The organism is Kitasatospora sp. NPDC058048 (genome assembly GCF_042885555.1).
Taxonomy (GTDB): domain Bacteria; phylum Actinomycetota; class Actinomycetes; order Streptomycetales; family Streptomycetaceae; genus Kitasatospora; species Kitasatospora lactacystinica.
Genome location: NZ_JBHVRT010000001.1, coordinates 296,420 through 317,655, shown reverse-complemented (window position 1 = coordinate 317,655; position 21,236 = coordinate 296,420). Strand labels below are relative to the sequence as shown.

Genomic DNA, 21,236 nt, shown 5'->3' with positions numbered 1-21,236 from the left:
CGACCATGACGACTTCGAAGCGAGACCGCGCCGCCGCCCTGCCCGCCGACCTGCGCGAGGCCCTGCGCCGGCGGCTGGCCGGCCGGGCCGGCACCGCGCAGACCGCCGCCGACCGGGCCATCCCGCGCGCCGACCGCAGCCGGCCGCTGCCGCCCTCCTTCGTCCAGCAGCGGCTCTGGTTCCTGGACCGGCTGCGCCCCGGCGACCCGCGCTACAACAGCGCCGTCGCCCTGCGCTTCACCGGCGCGCTGGACCGCGCGGCCCTCGCCGCGGCGCTGACCGCCGTGGTGGCGCGCCACGAGGCGCTGCGCACCACCTTCGCGGAGAGCGACGGCCGGCCGGTGCAGACCGTCCTTCCGGCCGGGCCGGTGGAGCTGCCGGTGCGCACACCGGCCGACGGCGAGAGCCTGGACGCCATCCTGCTCCAGGAGTACTCCCGGCCCTTCGACCTCGCCCGCGGGCCGCTGCTGCGCGCCCTGCTGGTGGCCGAGTCGCCGCACGCCCACGTGCTGCAGCTGACCGCCCACCACATCGTCACCGACGGCTGGTCCATGGGCGTCGTCCTGGACGAACTCCGCACCGCCTACGACGCCCTGGCCCGCGGCGCCGAACCCGGGCTGCCCGAGGTCGCCACCCAGTACCCCGACTTCGCGGTGTGGCAGCGCGAGCAGCTCTCCGGCGAGCGGCTGGAGAAGCACCTCGCCCACTGGAAGGAGAAGCTGGCCGGCGCGGTGCCGCCGGAACTGCCGCTGGACCACCCCCGGCGCGGCGAGGAGGCCGGCCCCGGCGCCCTGCACACCTTCACCGTCCCCGCGCCGCTCACCGCCCGGCTGCGCGAACTCGCCGCCGAACGGCAGGGCACCCTCAACACCGCGCTGGTGGCCGGCACCCAGGCGCTGCTGGCCCGCTGGTCCGGCCAGGAGGACGTCACCGTCGGCTCCCTGATGGCCGGCCGCACCCGCACCGAGCTGGAACGGGCCGTCGGCTGCTTCGTCAACACGGTGGTCCTGCGCACCCGGGTGGCGCCCGACGCCTCCTTCCGCGAGCTGCTCGCGGCCGCCACCGGGACCGGCAACGACGCCCTCGCCCACGGCGACACGCCGTTCGAGCGGATCGTCGAGGCGGTCGGCGCGCCCCGCGAGGCCGGCCGCAACCCGCTGTTCGACGTGCTGGTGCTGCTGCACCCCGCCCCGGCCGCGGCCGGCGACCCGCACGGACTCGCCACCGCCCCGGTCACCGTGCCCCGGCAGGCCGCCACCTTCGACCTCAGCGTGGAGTTCGTCCCCGACGGCGAGGCGCTCACCGGCGTCCTGGAGTACCGGGCCGACCTCTTCGACGCCCCCACCGCCCGCCGGACGGCCGAGCAGCTGCTGCGGCTGCTGGAGGGCGCCGCCGCCGAACCGGACCGCCCGCTCGCCACCCTGCCGCTGCTCTCCGCGCGGGAGACCGAGCGGGTCACCCGGGACTGGAACGCCACCGCGCTGCCCGTCGAAGCCGTCGGCCTGCCCGAGCTGTTCCGGCGCCGGGCCGAACGGACCCCGCACGCCCTCGCCCTGGTCGCCGGGGAGGAGCGGCTCGACTACGCGACCCTCGACGCCCGCGCCGAACGGCTCGCCCGCCGCTTGGTCGCCCGCGGCGCCGGCCCCGAACGGCTGGTCGCGCTGCGGCTGCCGCGCACCGCCGACCTGGTGGTGGCCGTCCTCGCGGTCTGGAAGGCCGGCGCCGGCTACCTGCCGCTCGACCCGGCGCTGCCCGGGGAGCGGGTCCGCTACCTGCTGGAGGACGCCGAGCCTGCCCTGCTGCTGGACCAGGAGACCCTGCGCGACCTGATGGACGGCGACACGGGCGACGCCGTCCTCCCCGCGCCGGACCTCTCGACCACCGCCTACGTGCTCTACACCTCCGGCTCCACCGGCCGCCCCAAGGGCGTCACCGTCCCGCACCGCGCCCTGGCCCACCTGCTCGCCGCCCACCGGGCCGGCTTCGTCGCCGACGCCGGCGGCGGGCCGCTGAACGTCGCGCTGACCGCCTCCCTCTCCTTCGACACCTCGCTGGAGGGCCTGCTGCTGCTGGCCGACGGCCACCCGCTGCACCTGGTCGACGAGACCACCCGCATGGACCCGGCCGCCCTGGTCGAGTACGTCGTGCGCCACCGGATCGACTTCCTCGACCTCACCCCCTCCTACCTGCGCCAACTGCTGCCCGCCGGACTGCTCGACGACCCCCGCCACCGCCCCCGGGTGCTGATGCTCGGCGGCGAGGCGGTCGCCCCCCGGCTCTGGCGCGACCTCGCCGCCCGCCCCGAGGTGGCCGCCTACAACTACTACGGCCCCACCGAGTGCACCGTCGACGCGCTCGCCTGCCGGATCGACGGCGGGGACCGGCCGCTGGTGGGCCGCCCGCTGCCCAACGTCCGCGCCTACGTCCTGGACGGGCGGCTCCGGCCGGTGCCGCCCGGGGTGAGCGGCGAACTCCACCTGGCCGGCGAGCAGGTCGCCCGCGGCTACGCCGGCCGCCCCGGCCTGACCGCCGCCCGCTTCACCGCCGACCCGTACGGGCCGCCCGGCAGCCGGATGTACCGCACCGGCGACCTCGCCCGGTGGACCGCCGACGGGCGCCTGGAGTACCTCGGGCGCGCCGACGACCAGGTCAAGGTGCGCGGCCACCGGATCGAACCCGGCGAGATCGAGGCCGCCCTGCTCGACCTGCCGGAGGTCGCCGCGGCCGCCGTGGTCGCCGTCCCCGACGCCCACGGACAGAACCGGCTGGCCGCCTACCTGGTGTTCGCCGACGGCACCGCCCGCCCCTTCGCCGAACTGCGCGCCGCCCTGCGCCGGGTGCTGCCCGACCACCTGGTGCCGTCCTCCTTCACCGTGCTCGACGCGCTGCCGCTCGGCACCAGCGGCAAGCTCGACCGCCGCGCCCTGCCCGCCCCCGAGACCGAGGCCCGGGAAGGGGAGTTCGTCGCCCCGCGGACCCCGGAGGAGGAGACCCTCGCCGCCATCTGGGCCGAGGTGCTCGGCGTGCCCAGGGTCGGCGTCACCGACAACTTCTTCGAACTCGGCGGCGACTCGATCCTGAGCATCCAGGCCGTCTCCCGGGCCCGCGCCGAAGGCCTGCGGATCGGCTCCCAGGACGTCTTCCGCCACCAGACCGTCGCCGACCTGGCCGCCGCCGCCCGCACCGCCGGCGCCGGGGCCGCCGTCGAGCGGCACCGGGAGGAGGGGCCCGCCCCGCTCACCCCCGTCCAGGAATGGTTCTTCGCCGCCCACGGCCCGCTGCGCCACTTCACCATGTCGATGCTGCTCGACCTGCCGCACGACCTGGACGAACCGGCCCTGGAACGGGCGCTGACCGCCCTGGTGGCCGCCCACCCCGCGCTGCGCACCCGCTTCACCCGCACCGGGACCGACTGGCGCCAGGAGCCGGTCGCCGACGCCGCAGGACCGCTGACCGCCCTCGACCCGGGCGCGGACCGGACCGCGGCCGCCGAGGCCGCCCGCGCCGAACTGGACCCGGCCACCGGCACCCTGCTGCGCGCCGTCCTGTTCCGCCCCGCCGCCGGGGAGCGGCCCCAGCTCTTCCTGACCGCCCACCACCTCGCCGTGGACAGCGTCTCCTGGCGGGTGCTGCTCGCCGAACTGCCCGAGGCCTACCGGCGGGCCGCCGCGGGCGCCACCCCCGAACCCGCGCCCGAGCCCACCGCGTTCACCGACTGGGCCCACCGGCTCGCCGCACTCGTCCGGGCTGGCGGCCTGGACGCCGACCTGCCGTACTGGAGCGCCGAGACCGCCGCCCCCGCCGAGCCGCTGCCCGTCGACCTGCCCGGCACCCCCACGGCCGGCACGGTGCGCACCCTGCGCAGCCGGCTCGACCGGGCCACCACCGCGGCACTGCTGCGCAAGGTCCCCGAGGTCTACCGCACCCAGGTCAACGACGTGCTGCTCAGCGCCCTGGGCCGGGCCCTCGCCGACTGGACCGGCACCGGGCGGGTCACCGTCGCCCTGGAGGGCCACGGCCGCGAGGACCTCTTCGACGACCTCGACCTGTCCCGCACCGTCGGCTGGTTCACCACCCAGTACCCCGTCACCCTCGCCCCGGCCGGCCCCGCCGACGCCCCCGACTGGGCGGCCACCCTCAAGCAGGTCAAGGAGCGGCTGCGCGCCGTGCCCCGCCGCGGCCTGGGCTACGAGGCCCTCGCCCGGCTCGGCTCGCCCGCCGAGGACGCCGGGGCCCTGCGGGACGTCCCGCTGCCGCAGGTCTGCTTCAACTACCACGGCCAGTGGACCGCCCCCGAGGCCGGCGACTTCGCCCCCGCCGGGCCGGCCCCCGGCCCGGACCTCGCCCCGGACGAGCCGCCGGCCCACCTGCTCGACGTCTCCGCCGTGGTCGCCGACGGCGAACTCGAACTCACCTGGCACTACAGCGACGTGGTCCACGAGGCCGACACCGTCCGGCGGCTGGCCGAGGCCGTGACCACCGCCCTGGGCGCCATCGTCGAGCACTGCGCGAGCCCCGGCGCCGGCGGCCGCACCCCCTCCGACTTCCCGCTCGCCGGGCTCGACCAGGAGACGCTGGACCGGCTGGTCGGCGACGGCCGGGACGTGACGGACCTGCTGCCGCTCACCCCGCTCCAGGAGGGCATGCTCTTCCACCGCCTGGTCGGCGGCGAGGACGACGTCTACCTGGACCAGGCCGCCCTGCTGCTGGAGGGCGTCGCCGATCCGCACGCCCTCGCCCTGGCCTGGCAGCGGGTCGCCGACCGCACGCCCGCGCTGCGCACCTCGGTGGTCTGGGAGGGCGTCCCCGCCCCGCTCCAGGTGGTGCGCCGGGGCGTCCGGCTGCCGGTGACCCACCTGGACCTGCGGGCCGCCGACCCGGCCGAGCGCGCCGAACGGCTGGCCCGGCTGCGCGCCGAGGACCTCGCCCTCGGCCTGGACATCGCCACCGCCCCGCTCACCCGGCTCACCCTGGTCCGGCTGCCCGAGGCCCGGGTCCAGCTGCTGTGGACCTCCCACCACCTGATCCTGGACGGCTGGAGCCTCGCCCAGGTACTCACCGACGTGTTCGCCGAGTACGCGGCGCTCACCACCGGCGCGGCGCCCGCCCCGGCGGTGCGCCGGCCCTTCGCCGACTACGTCCACTGGCTCGCCGGGCAGGACGCCGGGGCCGCCCGGGCCCACTGGCGGTCCGTCCTGGACGGCTTCGCCACCGCCACCCCGCTGCCCGCCGACCGGGTGCGGCACGAGGCCCACCGGGCCCGCTCGGCCGGCAGCCACAGCGCCGCCCTGTCCGAAGAGGTCTCCGAGCGGCTCGCCCGCACCGCCCGCCACGCCGGGCTGACCCTGGGCACCGTGGTCCAGGGCGCCTGGGCGCTGCTGCTCTCCCGCTACAGCGGCGAACCGGACGTGCTGTTCGGCACCACCGTCTCCGGCCGGCCCGAGGAACTGCCCGGCGTCGAGTCGATGATCGGCATGTTCATCAACACCCTGCCCACCCGGGTCCGGGTGGACGGCGCCCGCACCGCCGCCCACTGGCTGCGGGAACTCCAGGACGACCAGGCCGAGGCCCGCCGGCACTCGGCGGTCTCGCTCGCCGAACTCACCGGCTGCAGCGACGTCCCGCCCGGCAGCGCGCTGTTCGACAGCATCGTCGCCTTCGAGAACTACCCCTTCGACGACGCCCGGGCCGCCGGCACCGGGGTGCGCCTGGCCGAGGTCTCCTCCCGGGACGCCACCAGCTTCCCGCTGGTGCTGCGCGCCTACCAGGGCGGGCAGGTCGGCTTCGACCTCGGCTACGACCCCGGCCTGTTCGACGCCGCGACCGTGCGCGCCCTCGCCGAGCGGCTCTGCCTGCTGCTCACCGAGCTGGCCACCGGACTGGACCGCCCGCTGCGCGCGCTGGCCTGGACCACCGCCGAGGAGCGGCACCGGCTGCTGGTCGACTGGAACGGCACCGCCCAGGGCCGGCCCGGGCGCAGCCTGGTCGAACTCTTCGAGGAGCAGGCCGCCCGCACCCCGGACGCCGAGGCCGTCACCTGCGGCGAGGAGCACCTCGACTACGCCGAACTGGACGCCCGGGCCGACCGGCTCGCCCACCGGCTGGCCGGGTTCGGCGCCGGCCCCGAGCGGTACGTCGCCCTCGCGCTGCCCCGCACCGCCGAACTGGTGGTGGCCGTCCTCGCCGTCCTCAAGACCGGCGCGGCCTACCTGCCGCTCGACCCGGGCCTGCCCGCCGAACGCAGAGCCGAACTGCTGCGCGACGCCGCCCCGGTGGCCCTGGTCACCCTGGAGGCCCCGGAGACGTTGGAGACCCCGGACGGGCCGACCGGCGTCGACGTCCCCGTCCTCGCCCTGGCCGACCCCGGGGTGCGCGCCGACCTGGCCCGGCGCCCGGCCGGCCCGCTCGGCCCGCGGGGAGGCCCCGGCCACCGCCCGCTGCCCGACAGCCCCGCCTACGCCATCTACACCTCCGGCTCCACCGGCCGCCCCAAGGGCGTCGTGGTGCCGCACGCCAACGTGGTACGGCTCTTCGAGCGGACCCGGGAGCTGTTCGGCTTCGGCGCCGACGACGTCTGGACGCTCTTCCACTCCTACACCTTCGACTTCTCCGTCTGGGAGCTGTGGGGCCCGCTGCTGCACGGCGGCCGGCTCGTGGTGGTACCCGAGGACACCGCCCGCTCCCCGGAGGACTTCCTGCGGCTGCTCGCCGACGAGCGGGTCACCGTCCTCAACCAGACCCCGTCCGCCTTCCACCAGCTGGCCCGCGCCGACGCCCGGCTCCCGGACGTCTCCGCCCGGCTGGCACTGCGCACGGTGGTCTTCGGCGGCGAGGCGCTGGACGTCACCCGGCTCGCCGACTGGTACCGGCGCCACCCCGAGGACGCGCCGCGCCTGGTGAACATGTACGGCATCACCGAGACCACCGTGCACGTCACCCACACCGCGCTGGACCTCGCCACCGCCACTGCCACCGCCGGCGGCCCCGGCCCGATCGGCACCGGCATCGCCGACCTGCGGCTGTACGTGCTCGACGACGACCTGGCCCCGCTGCCCCCGGGCGCGGTCGGCGAACTGTACGTGGCGGGCGAGGGGCTGGCCCGCGGCTACCTCAACCGGCCCGGCCTGACCGCCACCCGCTTCCTCGCCGACCCGTTCGGCGCCCCCGGCACCCGGATGTACCGCACCGGCGACCGGGTCCGCCGGCAGGCCGACGGCACCCTGCGCTACCTGGGCCGCGCCGACCAGCAGGTCAAGATCCGCGGCTACCGGATCGAACCCGGCGAGATCGAGGCCGCCCTCCAGACCCACCCCGGCGTGGGCCTGGCCACCGTCGGCGTCCACGAGGACACCGCCGGCACCCGCCGGCTGGTCGCCCACGTCGTCGGCGCGGACCCCCGGCGGCCCCCGGGCGCCGCCGAGCTGCGCGCCCACCTGGAACGGCTGCTGCCCGCCTACCTGGTGCCCGCCGCCTACGTGCCGCTGGCCGCCCTGCCGCTCACCCCCAACGGCAAGCTCGACCGGCGCGCCCTGCCGGCACCCGGACCGGACGGCTACGCCGCCGGCCGCGAGCGCACCGCGCCGCGCACCCCCGCCGAGCGGCTGGTCGCCCAGGCCTGGACGGAGGTCCTGGACGCCGGCCCGATCGGCGCCGAGGACGACTTCTTCGCCCTCGGCGGGGACTCCATCCTCGCCGTGCGGGTCACCGCCCGGCTGCGCGCCGCCTTCGGCACCGCCGACCTCTCGCCCCGGCTGCTGTTCACCCACCCCGTGCTCGCCGACCTCGCCGGGGCGCTCGGCGAGCCGGGCCCGGGCGCCGCACCGACCGCCGTCCCGGCCGTCGTCCCCGCCGCCGACCCGGGCAGCGAACCGCCGCTCTCCTACGCCCAGCAGCGGCTCTGGTTCCTCGACCGCTTCGAGCCCGGCAGCACCGAGTACACCTCGCTGTCCGTGCTGCGGCTGCGCGGCACCCTCGACCGGGCCGCGCTCGGCGGCGCCCTGGACACCCTGGTCGAGCGGCACGAGGCACTGCGGACCACCTACGCCGAACGCGACGGCCGGGCCCGGCAGGTGGTGCGCCCGCCCCACCCCGTCGAACTGCCCCGCGAGGACGTCCCGCCGGCCGACCTGGACGCCCGCCTGGAGCGGATCGCCGCCACCCCCTTCGACCTCGAAGCCGGCCCGGTGCTGCGCGCCCGCCTGCTGCGCACCGCCCCCGACGAGCACGTCCTCGCCCTGGCGGTGCACCACATCGCCACCGACGGCTGGTCGATGGGCTTGCTCGGCCGCGACCTCGGCGAACTGTACGCCGCCGCCCTCGAAGGCCGCCGCCCGCGGCTGCCCGAGCCGCCCGTCCGGTACACCGACTACGCGGCCTGGCAGCGCACCCGCACCGCCGCCGCCGAGGCCGACCTCGACCACTGGCGCCGGACCCTGGACGGCCTGGCCCCGCTGGAGCTGCCCACCGACCGGCCGCGCCCGGCGGAGCGCACCCGGGAGGGCGCGCTGGTCACCTTCACCCTGCCCGCCGAACTGACCGCCCGGCTGCGCGAGCGCGGCCGGGAGGCCGACGGCACCCTCTACACCGTCCTGCTGGCCGCCTGCCAGGTGCTGCTGGCCCGCTGGACCGGGCAGACGGACATCGCCGTCGGCACCGTCACCTCCGGCCGCGAACAGGGCGAACTCCACGACGTGGTCGGCATGTTCGTCAACACCCTGGTGCTGCGCGGCGACATCCGCCCCGAGCAGTCCTTCCACGAGCTGCTGACCGCCGCGCAGGCCACCGTCCTGGACGCCATGGCCCACCAGGAGGTGCCCTTCGAACGGCTGGTGGACGCCCTCCAGCCGGAGCGCGACACCAGCCGCACCCCGCTGTTCCAGGTGATGGTGGCGCTGCACAACCTCGGCGCCGAGGCGCCCCGGCTGCCCGGCTTGACGGTGGAGCCCCTCACGCCGCCCGTCCGCAACGCCACCTTCGACCTCTCCTTCGACTTCGCCGAGCACGACGGAGGCCTGACCGGCTACCTGGAGTACAGCACCGGGCTCTTCGACGCCCGCACCGCCCGGCAGCTCGCCGACCGGCTGACCACGCTGCTGGCGGCCGCCGCCGACGCGCCCGACACGGCCGTCGGGGCGCTGCCGCTGATGACCGGGCAGGAGCGGGAGCAGGTGCTGCGGCAGGGGCGCGGCGAGCCGCTGCCCGGGCCCGACACCACCTTCACCGCCCTGTTCGAGGAGCAGGCCGCCCGCACCCCGGACGCCACCGCGCTGGTCGCCCGCGACGCCACCCTGGACTTCGCCGCGCTCAACACCCGGGCCAACCGCCTCGCCCGCCACCTGGCCGCCCTCGGCGCCGGCCCGGAGCAGGTGGTCGCCGTCCGGCTGCCGCGCACCTCCGACCTGCTGGTGGCGCTGTTCGCGGTGCTCAAGGCCGGCGCCGTCCTCCAGTTCGTCGACCCGGACCTGCCCGAGGAGCGGGCCGCCCTGCTGCTCGACGACACCCGGCCGCGCACGGTGCTGACCGAGCACACCCTGCGCGAGGTGCCGTGGGAGGCCCTGCCCGGCCACGACCTCACCGACGCCGAACGGACCGCCCCGCTGCTGCCCGGGAACGCCGCCTACCTGATCCACACCTCCGGCTCCACCGGCCGCCCCAAGGGCGTGGTCGTCGAGCACCGCCAGCTGGTCAACCTCTGCCGCGACCACCGGGAGGGGATGCTCGCCCCGCACACCGCCGACGGCGGCCGGCTGAAGGTCGCCCTCAGCGCCTCCCTCTCCTTCGACACCAGCTGGGAGGGCCCGCTGCTGCTGGTCTCCGGCCAGGAACTCCACCTGATCGACGAGGACGTCCGGCTGGACCCGCAGGCCTTCCTCGCCCGGATCGTCGACCAGCGGCTCGACGTCGTCAACGTCACCCCCTCCCTGCTGCGCGAACTCACCGCCGCCGGACTGTTCGCCCCCGCCCCCCACCACCCCCGGCTGCTGCAGCTCGGCGGCGAGGCGATCCCCGCCGCCACCTGGCGGGACCTGTGCGCGGCCCAGGCCGAGTACGGCATCAGCACCTACAACCTGTACGGGCCCACCGAGTGCACCGTCGACGCCGCCTACGCCCGCTGCGCGGACCACCCCGGACGCCCGGTGATCGGCCGGCCGGGCCGCGGCGTCACCGCCCACGTGCTCGACGGCGCGCTGCGCCCGGTGCCGCCCGGCATGCCCGGGGAGCTGTACCTGGCCGGGGAACAGGTCGCCCGCGGCTACCTGAACCGGCCCGGGCTGACCGCCGGCCGCTTCCTCGCCGACCCGTACGGGCCGCCCGGCACCCGGATGTACCGCACCGGTGACCTGGCCCGCTGGGACGCCGACGGACAGCTGGAGTTCCTCGGCCGGGCCGACGAGCAGGTCAAGATCCGCGGCTTCCGGATCGAACCCGGCGAGGTGGAGGCCGCCCTGCTGACCCACCCCGACCTCGTGGACTGCGCCGTCGCCGCCCGCGAACAGGGCGGCCGGACCCTGCTGGTCGGCTACCCGGTGCCGGCCGGCGACCGGGTGCCGCCCGCCGAGGAACTGCGGGCCTGGCTGCGGCGCACCCTGCCCGACCATCTGGTGCCCACCGCGTTCGTCCCGCTGGCCCGCGTCCCGCGCACCGTCAGCGGCAAGACCGACCGGCGGGCCCTGCCCGCCCCGCCCGCCCAGCCGGACCGCACCACCCCGTACGTCGCCCCGCGGCCCGGCACCGAGCAGCGGCTCGCCGCGATCTGGGCCGAGGTGCTGGGCGTGGAGCGGGTCGGCGCCCGGGACAACTTCTTCGCCCTCGGCGGCGACTCCATCCTCAGCATCCAGATCGTCTCCCGGGCCCGCGCCGCCGGCCTCGCCCTCACCACCAAGGACGTCTTCCGCTACCAGAACGTCGCCGAACTCGCCCTGTGCGCCGGTGAGTCGTCGGAACGGACGGAGGCGGACGAGGCCGAGCCCGCCGAGGCGCCGCTCACCCCGATCCAGCACTGGTACCTCGACGGCCGCCGGGCGGGCGAGGCGCTGCGCTTCACCATGACCCAGCGGCTGGCCCTGGCCCCGGGCACCGACCCGGCCGCCCTGCGGACCGCGGTGCTCGCCCTGGCGGAGCACCACCCGGCGCTGCGCACCCGCTTCCGCCGGGGCGGATCCGGCTGGCGCCAGGAGGTCCTGGCGCAGGCACCGGACGGCGTCTTCACCCACCACCCGGCCGGTACGGAAGCGCAGGTGCAGCGCGCCGCCGACGAGGCGCAGCGCTCCCTCGACCCGGTCGAGGGCCGGATGCTGCGCGCCCTGTTCTTCGACGGCGGCCCGCACCGTGACGAGGGCCGGCAGCCCGACCAGCTCGTCCTGACCATCCACCACCTGGCCGTCGACGGCGTCTCCTGGCGCATCCTGCTCGCCGACCTCGAAGCGGCCTACCGCGCCGCCCGCACCGGCGCACCCGTCCGGCTGCCGGAGCCGGGCACCTCCTACGCCCGCTGGGCCGCCCGGCTGGAGCGGCACACCCGCTCCGGCGCCCTGGACGGCGACAGCGCGTACTGGACCCGCACCGGCGAGGCCCCGGCCGGGCTGCCCGAGGGGCGGCCCGGCCCCAACACCCACGGCACCGCCGCCACCGTCACCGTCACCCTGGACGAGCGGACCACCGAGGCGCTGCTGCGCAACGTCCCGGAGGTCTACCGCACCCAGGTCAACGACGTCCTGCTCAGCGCGCTGGGCCGCACCCTGGCCCGCTGGTGCGGCCGCGACTGCGTACTGATCGGGGTGGAGGGCCACGGCCGCGAGGACCTCTTCGCCGACCAGGACCTCTCCCGGACGGTCGGCTGGTTCACCGCCGAGTTCCCGCTCGCCCTGCACGTCGACCCCGGGGCCGGCTGGCACGACACCCTGCGCTCGGTCAAGGAGCAGCTGCGCGCCGTCCCGCTGCGCGGACTCAGCCACGGCGCCCTGCGCCACCTGCACCCGTCCGCCCTCCCGGCCGGCGCGGCCGCGCCGCTGATCGGCTTCAACTACCACGGCCAGTGGGACAGCCGCAGCGCCGCCGCCGACGGGCTGCTGCGCGGCTCGCTGCCCCCGGCCGGACGGGACACCGACCCCGACGAGCCCCGCCCCTACCTGCTGGACGTCATCGGGGCGGTCCAGGACGGCCGGCTCGAACTGGGCTGGACCTACCCCGCGGCCCGCTACGACGAGGCCACCGTCTGCGCCCTCGCCGAGCAGACCCTCCAGGCGCTGCGCGAGCTGGCCGAGCACTGCGCGAGCCCCGGCGCCGGCGGCCGCACCCCGTCCGACTTCCCGCTGGCCGGCCTCGACCAGGAGCGGCTGGACGCCCTGGTCGGCGACGGCCGCGACACCGAGGACGTGCTGCCGCTCACCCCCCTGCAGTCCGGCATGCTCTTCCACGGCCTGGTCGACGAGGACGGCGCCTACGTGGACCGGATCGCCGTACGGCTGGCCGGCGTCGCCGACCCGGCGGCCTTCGCCGCGGCCTGGCAGCAGGTCGCCGACCGCACCCCGGCGCTGCGCACCTCCGTGCACTGGCGCGGCCTGCCGCACCCCGTCCAGCTGGTCGCGCGCCGCGCCGCCCTGCCCGTCCGCCACCTGGACTGGCGCGCGCTGACGGCCGAACAGCGCGCCGAGGGGACCGAACGGCTGCTCGCCGAGGAGCGGGCCGCCGGGCTGGACCTGGGCACCGCGCCGCTCAGCCGGCTGGCCCTGGCCGCGCTGCCCGGCGAGGAGGTGCTGCTGCTCTGGTCCACCCACCACGTGATCCTGGACGGCTGGAGCACCGGACAGCTGCTCACCGAGGTGTGCGAGGAGTACGCCGCGCTCACCGGCGGACCGCAGGCGCCCCGCCCGGTCCGGCGCCCGTTCGCCGACTTCCTGGCCTGGCTGCGCGAGCAGGACGGGCAGGCCGCCGAGGACCACTGGAGCGGCGCCCTCGCCGGGTTCACCGAACGGACCGCGCTGCCCTACGACCGCCGGCCCGCCGGAGCGCACCGGGCCCGGGCCACCGCCGCCGTCCACCGCGCCCTCGACGAGGCGCTCTCCGCCCGGCTGCGGGAGAACGCCGCCGCCGCCGGACTGACCGTCAACACCCTGGTCGAGGGAGCCTGGGCGCTGCTGCTGGCCCGCTACGGCGGCACCGCGGACGTCGTCTTCGGCACCACCGTCTCCGGCCGGCCGGCCGAACTGCCCGGCGTCGAGACGATGATCGGCCTGTTCATCAACACCGTGCCGGCCCGGGTCCGGCCGCCCGCCACCGGCGGCGTGCTGCCCTGGCTGCGGGACCTCCAGGACCGGCAGAGCGACGGCCGCCGCCACGACCACCTGGCGCTGCCCCGCATCCAGGCCCTGAGCGAACTGCCCGCCGGGGAACCGCTGTTCGACAGCATGCTGGTGTTCGAGAACTACCCCGTCGACGAATCGGCCGCGGACCGTACCGGCGTGCGGGTGGTCGAGGTGCGCGCCGACGACGCCACCACCTTCCCCTGGTGCCTGCGCGCCCACCTCAGCGGGCAGCTCGCCTTCGACCTGGCCTACGATCCCGCCCTGTTCGACGAGGGCACCGTCCGGGACGCCGCCGACCGCCTCGCCCTGCTGCTGACCGGCCTCGCCGACGGCCTGGACGGCGACCTCGCCGCGCTGGACCCGCTCACCGCGGCCGACCGCGAACTGCTGGCCTCCTGGCACACCACCGCCCGCCCGCCGGTGCCGCGCAGCCCGCTGGGAATCTTCGCCGAGCAGGCCCGCCGCACCCCCGACGCCCCCGCCGTGCGCGACGGCGAGCGCGAACTGACGTACCGCGGGCTCGCCGACTGGTCCGACCGGCTGGCAGCCCGGCTGCTCGCCGACGGCCTGGCCCCCGAGGACCGGGTGGCACTGGCGATGGACCGCGGCACCGAACTCGTCGTCGCCCAACTGGCCGTCCTCAAGGCGGGCGGCGCCTACCTGCCCGTCGACCCGCGCGCCCCCGAGGAGCGCCGCCGCGCCCTGCTCGACCGGGCCGGCGCCGCCCACCGGCTGACCGCCGAGCAGGTCGCCGCCGCACAAACCGGTGCGGCCGCCCCGCACCTGCCGCCCGCCGACCCCGACCGGCTGGCGTACGTGATGTACACCTCCGGCTCCACCGGCGAACCCAAGGCCGTCGCCGTCCGGCACCGCGACGTGGCCTCGCTCGCCACCGACAGCCGCTTCACCGACGGCAGCTGCGCCCGGGTGCTGCTGCACTCGCCGGTCGCCTTCGACGCCGCCACCTTCGAGGTGTGGGCGCCGCTGCTGAACGGCGGCTGCGTGCTCGTCGCCCCCGCCGGCCCGGTGGACGCCGCACTGCTGCGCCGCCTCGCCGGACCGGACGGACCGACGGCACTGTGGCTCACCGCCGGACTGTTCCGGCTGCTTGCCCAGGACGCGCCGGACTGCTTCACCGGCCTGCGGTCCCTGTGGACCGGCGGCGACGTGGTGCCCGCCGCCGCCGTGCGCCGCGTCCTGGCGGCCTGCCCCGGACTGACCGTCACGGACGGCTACGGCCCCACCGAGACCACCACCTTCGCCACCGCCCACACCCTCCCGGACGCCGCCGCCGTGCCCGACACCCTTCCCATCGGCCGCCCGCTGGACGACCGGCGGGTGCACGTCCTGGACGGCCGGCTGCGGCCCGTCCCGCCGGGCTGCGCGGGCGAGCTCTACCTGGCCGGCGAGGGCCTGGCCCGCGGCTACCTCGGCCGCCCCGGCGCCACCGCCGCCCGCTTCCTCGCCGACCCCTCCGGCCCGCCCGGCGCCCGGATGTACCGCACCGGGGACCTCGCCCGGCGCCGCCCCGACGGCACCGTCGAATTCCTCGGCCGCGCCGACGACCAGGTGAAGATCCGCGGCTTCCGGGTCGAGCCCGCCGAGGTGGAGGCCGCCCTCGCCGCCCACCCGCGGGTCACCGACGTCGCCGTGGTCGTCCGGGAGGACCGGCCCGGCGCCCGCCGGCTGGTCGCCTACCCGGTCGGCGCCGTCGACCCCGAGGAACTGCGGGCCTTCGCCGCCCGCACCCTGCCCGACTACCTCGTCCCGGCCGCCGTCGTCCCGCTCCCCGCCCTCCCGCTGAGCCGCAACGGCAAGGTCGACCGCGCCGCCCTCCCGGCGCCCGAGGAACGCCCCGGCCACGGGCGCCGCGCCCGCGTCGAACCGCGCACCGCCGCCGAACACCGCACCACCGAGGTCTTCGCCGAGGTCCTCGGCATCCGCCCGCCCGGCACGGACGAGGACTTCTTCGCACTGGGCGGCGACTCCATCCTCAGCATCCGGCTCGCCGCCCGCCTCACCGAGGCCTTCGGCGCCGACCTCGGCCCCCGCGCGGTCTTCGACCACCCCACCCCGGCCGGCCTGGCCCGGCTGCTCACCGAGGCGTCCGGCACCCCGGCCCGCCCGCCCGTCGTCCCGGTGCCCCGCACGGGCGCGGCCCCGATGTCCCACGCCCAGCAACGCCTCTGGTTCCTGGAGGAGTTCACCCCCGGCGTCGCCGAGAACGTCGCGCTCGCGCTGCGGCTGCGCGGCACCCTCGACCCCGGCGCCCTCGGCGCGGCCCTGGACGCCCTGACGGCCCGGCACGAGTCGCTGCGCACCACCTTCGACAGCGTCGACGGCCACGGCGTCCAACTGGTCAACCCGCCGCACGTCGTACCGCTGCCGCTGCACGACCTCTCCGGCCGGCCCGCAGGCGAACGGCCGCAGGCCCTGCGCGACCTGCTCGCCGCCGAACGCGCCCGCCCCTTCGACCTGCGCCGCGGACCCCTGCTGCGCGCCACCCTGGCCCGGCTGGCCGACCACGACCACGTGCTGGCGCTGACCCTGCACCACATGGTCACCGACGGCTGGTCCAGCGGCGTACTGCTCACCGACCTCGCCCACCTCTACCGCGCCGAACTCGACTCCGCGGAAACCGAGTTGGCGCCACTGCCGGTGCAGTACGCCGACTACGCCCACTGGCAGCGCACCGAAGGCGCCCCCACCGGGGAACAGCTCGCCTACTGGAAGCGCCAACTGACCGGCGTGGTACCGCCGCGGCTGCCCACCGACCGGCCCCGGCCCGCGGTGCGCGCCGCCAACGCGGCCAACGCCGCCACCGTCCGCCTGGAGCTGCCCGCCGACACCGCCCGCCGGCTGGCCGAGGTCGGCCGGGAACGCGGCGCCACCCTGTTCACCACCCTGGTCGCCGCGGCCCAGGCCTACCTGGCCCGGCTCAGCGGGGACACCGACATCACCGTCGGCACCATCACCTCCGGCCGGCACCGGCCCGAGATCCAGCAGCTGGTCGGATTCTTCGTCAACACCCTGGTGCTGCGCTCCCGGGTGGAACCCGGCCAGTCCTTCGACGCCCTCCTCGGCGAGGTGCGGCAGACCGTCCTGGACGCCTTCGCTCACCAGGACGTGCCCTTCGAGAAGGTGGTCGACGAGGTCCAGCCGGTGCGCGACACCAGCCGCAGCCCGCTCTTCCAGGTCCACGTGGTGCTCCAGAACGCGCCGTCCGCCGAACTCGACCTGCCGGGCCTCGACGTGACCGGCATCGAGCCCGACGCCGTACGGACGGCCTTCGAGCTGGTGCTGGAGTTCGTCGAGACCGGGAGCGGCGCGCTGCACGGCCTGCTCACCTACAACACCGACCTGTTCGACCCGGCCACCGTCGAGCGGATGGCCGGCCAGCTCGCCACCCTGCTGACCGCCGTCGCCCAGGACCCGGCCCGCGCCGTCGGCGCGCTGCCGCTGGCCGGACCGGACACGCCGCCCGCCGAGACCGGCGCCACCTTCCGCCCGGTGCCCGAAGCCACCCTGCCCGAGCTGTTCGAACGCCGGGCCGCCGCCACCCCCGACGCACCCGCCCTGCTCGACGGCGAGCGCGAACTCAGCTACGCCGAACTGGACCGGGCCGCCAACCGGCTGGCCCACCAGCTCATCGGGCGCGGCGTCGGACCCGAGCGGCTGGTCGCCCTCGCCCTGCCCCGCTCCGCGGCCATGGTGGTCGCCCAGCTCGCCGTCGCCAAGGCCGGCGGCGCCTTCCTCCCGGTCGACCCGGACTACCCGGAGCCCCGGCGCGCGTTCATGGTCCGCGACGCCGCCGCCCACCTGGTGCTCGACGACCCGGCCGGGGTCTGGGCCGCCGAAGGCCCGGACACCGCACCCACCGACGCCGACCGCACCACCGCCCTCACCCCCGCCCACCCGGCCTACGTCGTCTACACCTCCGGCTCCACCGGAACCCCCAAGGGCGTCCTGGTGACCCACGCCGGCCTCGCCGTCTTCGCGGCCGCCGCCGCCGAGCAGTACGCCGTCGGCCCCGGCGACCGGGTGCTCCAGTTCGCCTCGCCAAGCTTCGACGCCTCCGTGCTCGAACTGTGCATCTCCCTGCTCTCCGGGGCCGCCCTGGTCACCGGCGAGGAAGGACCGCTGGTCGGCGAACGGCTCGCCGAGGTCCTCGCCGCCCGCCGGATCAGCCACACCCTGATCCCCCCGGCGGCCCTGGCCACCGTGGAACCCGCAACCGCCGCCGCCCTGCCCGACCTGCGCACCCTGGTGGTCGGCGCCGAGGCCTGCCCGGCCGACCTGGTCGACACCTGGGCCCCCGGCCGACGGATGATCAACTCCTACGGCCCCACCGAGGCCACCGTCGTCGCCAGCTGGACCGGCCCGCTCACCCCCGGCACCGGCACCCCCGCGATCGGCCGGCCCAGCGGCGCCACCCGCGCGTACGTCCTGGACACCGCCCTGCGGCCGGTGCCGCCCGGCGTCACCGGGGAGCTCCACCTGGCCGGCCCCGGCCTCGCCCGCGGCTACCTCGGCCGCCCCGGCCTCACCGCCCAGCGCTTCCTGCCCGACCCGTACGGCGCCCCCGGCGACCGGATGTACCGCACCGGGGACCTCGCCCGCCGCGACGCCGACGGCCAACTCCGGTTCGCCGGCCGCGCCGACGAACAGATCAAGCTGCGCGGCTTCCGCATCGAACCCGGGGAGATCGAGAGCGTCCTGCGCCGCAGCCCCCTGGTGCGCGACGCCGTCGTCACCGTCCGCGCCGACGGCCCCGGCGGCGGACGGCTCGTCGGCTACATCGTCCCGACCGACGCCACCACGGGCGCGCCCGCCCTCGAACTCCGCCTCCACCTGGCCGAAACCCTGCCGCCCCACCTGGTCCCCGCGGCCTTCGTCCCGCTGGCCGCCCTGCCGCTCACCCCCAACGGCAAACTCGACCGCCGGGCCCTGCCCGACCCCGGTCCCGCCCACGCCACCGCCGGCCCCGGCCGGGCACCGGAGACCGACCTCGAACGCCGGATCGCCCGGATCTGGGCCGACGTCCTCGGCCTCGACGAGGTCGGCGCCGACGACAACTTCTTCCTGCTCGGCGGCGACTCCATCCTCAGCATGCAGGTGGTGTCCCGGCTGCGCCGCGACGGCCTCCACCTGGCCACCCGGGACCTGTTCAGCCACCAGACCGTGGCCGAACTCGCCACCGTCGTGCGCACCGCCACCGAACGCGCGGACGACGGCCCGGTGACCGGCGGCCTGCCGCTCACCCCCATCCAGGAATGGTTCCTGACCACCCCGCGCGCCGCCCACCACCACTTCAACCAGTCCACCCTGCTCGAACTCGGCGCCGACCCCGACCCGACGGCACTGCGCGCCGCCCTCGACGCCCTGCTGGAACACCATGACGCGCTGCGCATGCGCTTCACCCGCGACGAGACCGGCTGGCACCAGTTCAACCCGCCGCCCGCCCCCGCCGAGGACCTCCTGATCCGCTACGACCTGACCGGGCAGAGCGCCGAGGCCGCCGACGCGGCCATGGCCAAGGCCGCCGACGAACTCCACGCCGGCTTCGACCTGGCCCGCGGTCCGCTGCTGCGCGCCGCCCTGTTCACCGGCCACCCGGAGCACCCCGCCCTGCTGCTCCTGGTCGCCCACCACCTGGTCGTCGACGCCGTCTCCTGGCGGGTGCTGCGCGACGACCTGGAGAGCGCCCACCGGCAGGCCGTCCGCGGCGGGGCGATCACCCTGGGGGAGCGCGGCACCTCCTTCCGGGACTGGGCGCACCGGCTCGCCGGCCATGTCGCCGAGGGCGGCCTGGACCACGAACTCCCTTACTGGGAGGAGGCGGTGAGCGCCCGGACGGCCCTGCCCGGCGGCACCGGCACCGGCACCGCCGAGAGCGCGGCCGTCACCGTCGAACTCGACGAGGCGGACACCGAGGCACTGCTGCGCGCCGCCCCCGCCGCCTACCGCACCCGGGTCAACGACGTGCTGCTCGCCGCGCTCGCCCTCGCCCTGGCCCGCTGGAGCGGACAGCGGCGGATCGCCCTGGACCTGGAGGGACACGGCCGGGAGGACCTGCTGGAGGGCGTCGACCTGTCCCGCACCGTCGGCTGGTTCACCACCGTCCACCCCGTCACCTTCCACGTCCCCGACGCCGACCGGCCCGATCCGGACCGCGACTGGCGCGCCCTGGTGAAGTCCGTGCGCCGACAGCTGCGCGCGGTGCCCGGCAACGGCCTGGGCTTCGGCGCCCTGCGCACCTTCGGCACCCCCGAGATCCGCGAGCGCCTCGCCGCCGGCGGGCACGGCCAGATCGTCTTCAACTACCTCGGCCAGTGGGACGCCCGGCCCGAGACCGCCGGCGACGGCCTGGTCCGCGCCGAACTCGGCTCCTTCGGCCAGGACCACGACCCCCGGGACGGCGGCTCCCACCCGCTGGAGGTGGTCGGCGCGGCCCAGCACGGACGCCTCGCCTTCACCTGGCACCACCGGCCCGCCGTGCACGACACCGGGGCCGTCCGCCGGGCGGCCGAGGACTTCGCCGCCGCCCTGCGGCAGATCGCCCGGCACGCCCGGGAAAGCCACTGACCGCACACCACCACCGACACCCGTTCGTCCGACGACAGAGGAGCCCGACATGGACGAGAACACCCGCTACCAGGTGCTGCGCAACGACGAGGAGCAGTACTCCCTCTGGCCCGCCGACCTCGACGTACCGGCCGGCTGGCAGCCCGTCGGCACCGAGGGCACCGAGGCCGAGTGCACCGCCTACGTCGACGAGGTCTGGACCGACATGCGCCCGAAGAGCCTGCGCGAGCGCATGGAGAACGCCGGAGCCTGACCGCCGCGGGACGGGCAGCCGGTCGCGCCCACGCCGACCGGCCCCGTCCCGGCCACCCCACCACCCCACCACCCCACCACCCCACCACTTCACCGCTGCACGACCGCACCACCGAGCCGCCGCACCACCACGACCCGAGGAGAGCACCATGACCCCTCCGCTGCGCACCGAGCACCTGGACTTCATCCCCTACCGGACCGAGGACGAGGACGCCTTCGTCTCCCTGCTGCGCAACGCGGACGTGTGCCGCTGGATGGGCCAGGACCTCGTGCCCGAGCCGGACATCCGAACGCTCTTCCGCGCGATCCTGACCGACGTCTACCCGCAGAACCTCTTCGACGTCTGGGGCCTCTGGCTGGACGGGGCGTATGCGGGCCACGCCGAGGTCAAGCGCGCCGGGAACGTCGACGGCCACGAGCTGGTCACCGCGCTCGCCCCGGAATTCTGGGGCCGGGGCCTGGGCGCCGAGGCGGTGCGCGGCCTGATCCGCTACGCCGGTGACGAGCTGGGGCTCAAGGAGGTCTACGGCCTGGTCGGCGCCGAGAACACCCCGAGCCTGACGATGAGCCGGCGGATCGGCTTCCGGCACCTGCGCGACGTCGTCGGCGACGACGGCTCGGTGACGAAGCTGCTGGCCATCTCCACCGCCGACGAGGCCTGACCCCGGCCGCCCCCGCCGGCTCGGTACCCGGGACCGCGGCAGGGACGGGATACCTCCGCACGGGTGATGTTGCCGCCCCGCCTGTCCGGCCTTGCGGTGAAGTCCGTGCGCTGCTGGTTTGCTGTCGGGCGGGGTTCCGACGGTGCGGCTCTCGTTCCGGCGGCCCAGGCCGGGCCCGGTCGCCGTCGCTCCTCACCGCGGGAGGCCGGTGGGCCCGCCCGTTCACGGACGGTTCCGGAGCTGGAGGTGACGGGTGGTCGGGGCCCGACAGGGGGGCGGATCGCCCGGGGAGGACCCCGCGCGGGGCCGGGGCGGCACCAGGGTGCGGGATCTGCCCGGGCGCGGTGCCAGGAGGCTGCGCGGGGCGGCCCGAACCGCCGGCCGGTCCCTCGCCTCGGCCGGCGCGGCCCTCGCCGCCCGGGCCGGTCGGACG

Annotated in this window: 3 protein-coding genes; all 3 read left to right on the top strand. The window is 76.8% G+C overall.

All coding sequences use genetic code 11. The annotated features are described in order from the left end of the window. Positions 1-5: 5 nt before the first annotated feature. Positions 6-19,889: a non-ribosomal peptide synthase/polyketide synthase gene (locus ACFVVA_RS01260; RefSeq protein WP_387684490.1), complete on the top strand. Its 19,884-nt coding sequence runs from the start codon at positions 6-8 to the stop codon at positions 19,887-19,889. Between the two features lie 49 nt (positions 19,890-19,938). Beyond that, positions 19,939-20,142 (top strand): MbtH family NRPS accessory protein, encoded by a 204-nt coding sequence (locus ACFVVA_RS01255; protein WP_316528801.1) that lies wholly within the window; start codon positions 19,939-19,941, stop codon positions 20,140-20,142. A gap of 148 nt (positions 20,143-20,290) precedes the next feature. After that, a complete protein-coding gene (locus ACFVVA_RS01250) occupies positions 20,291-20,803 on the top strand; it encodes a GNAT family N-acetyltransferase (RefSeq protein ID WP_387684487.1) in 513 nt (170 codons plus the stop codon). The last annotated feature ends 433 nt before the right edge of the window (positions 20,804-21,236 follow it).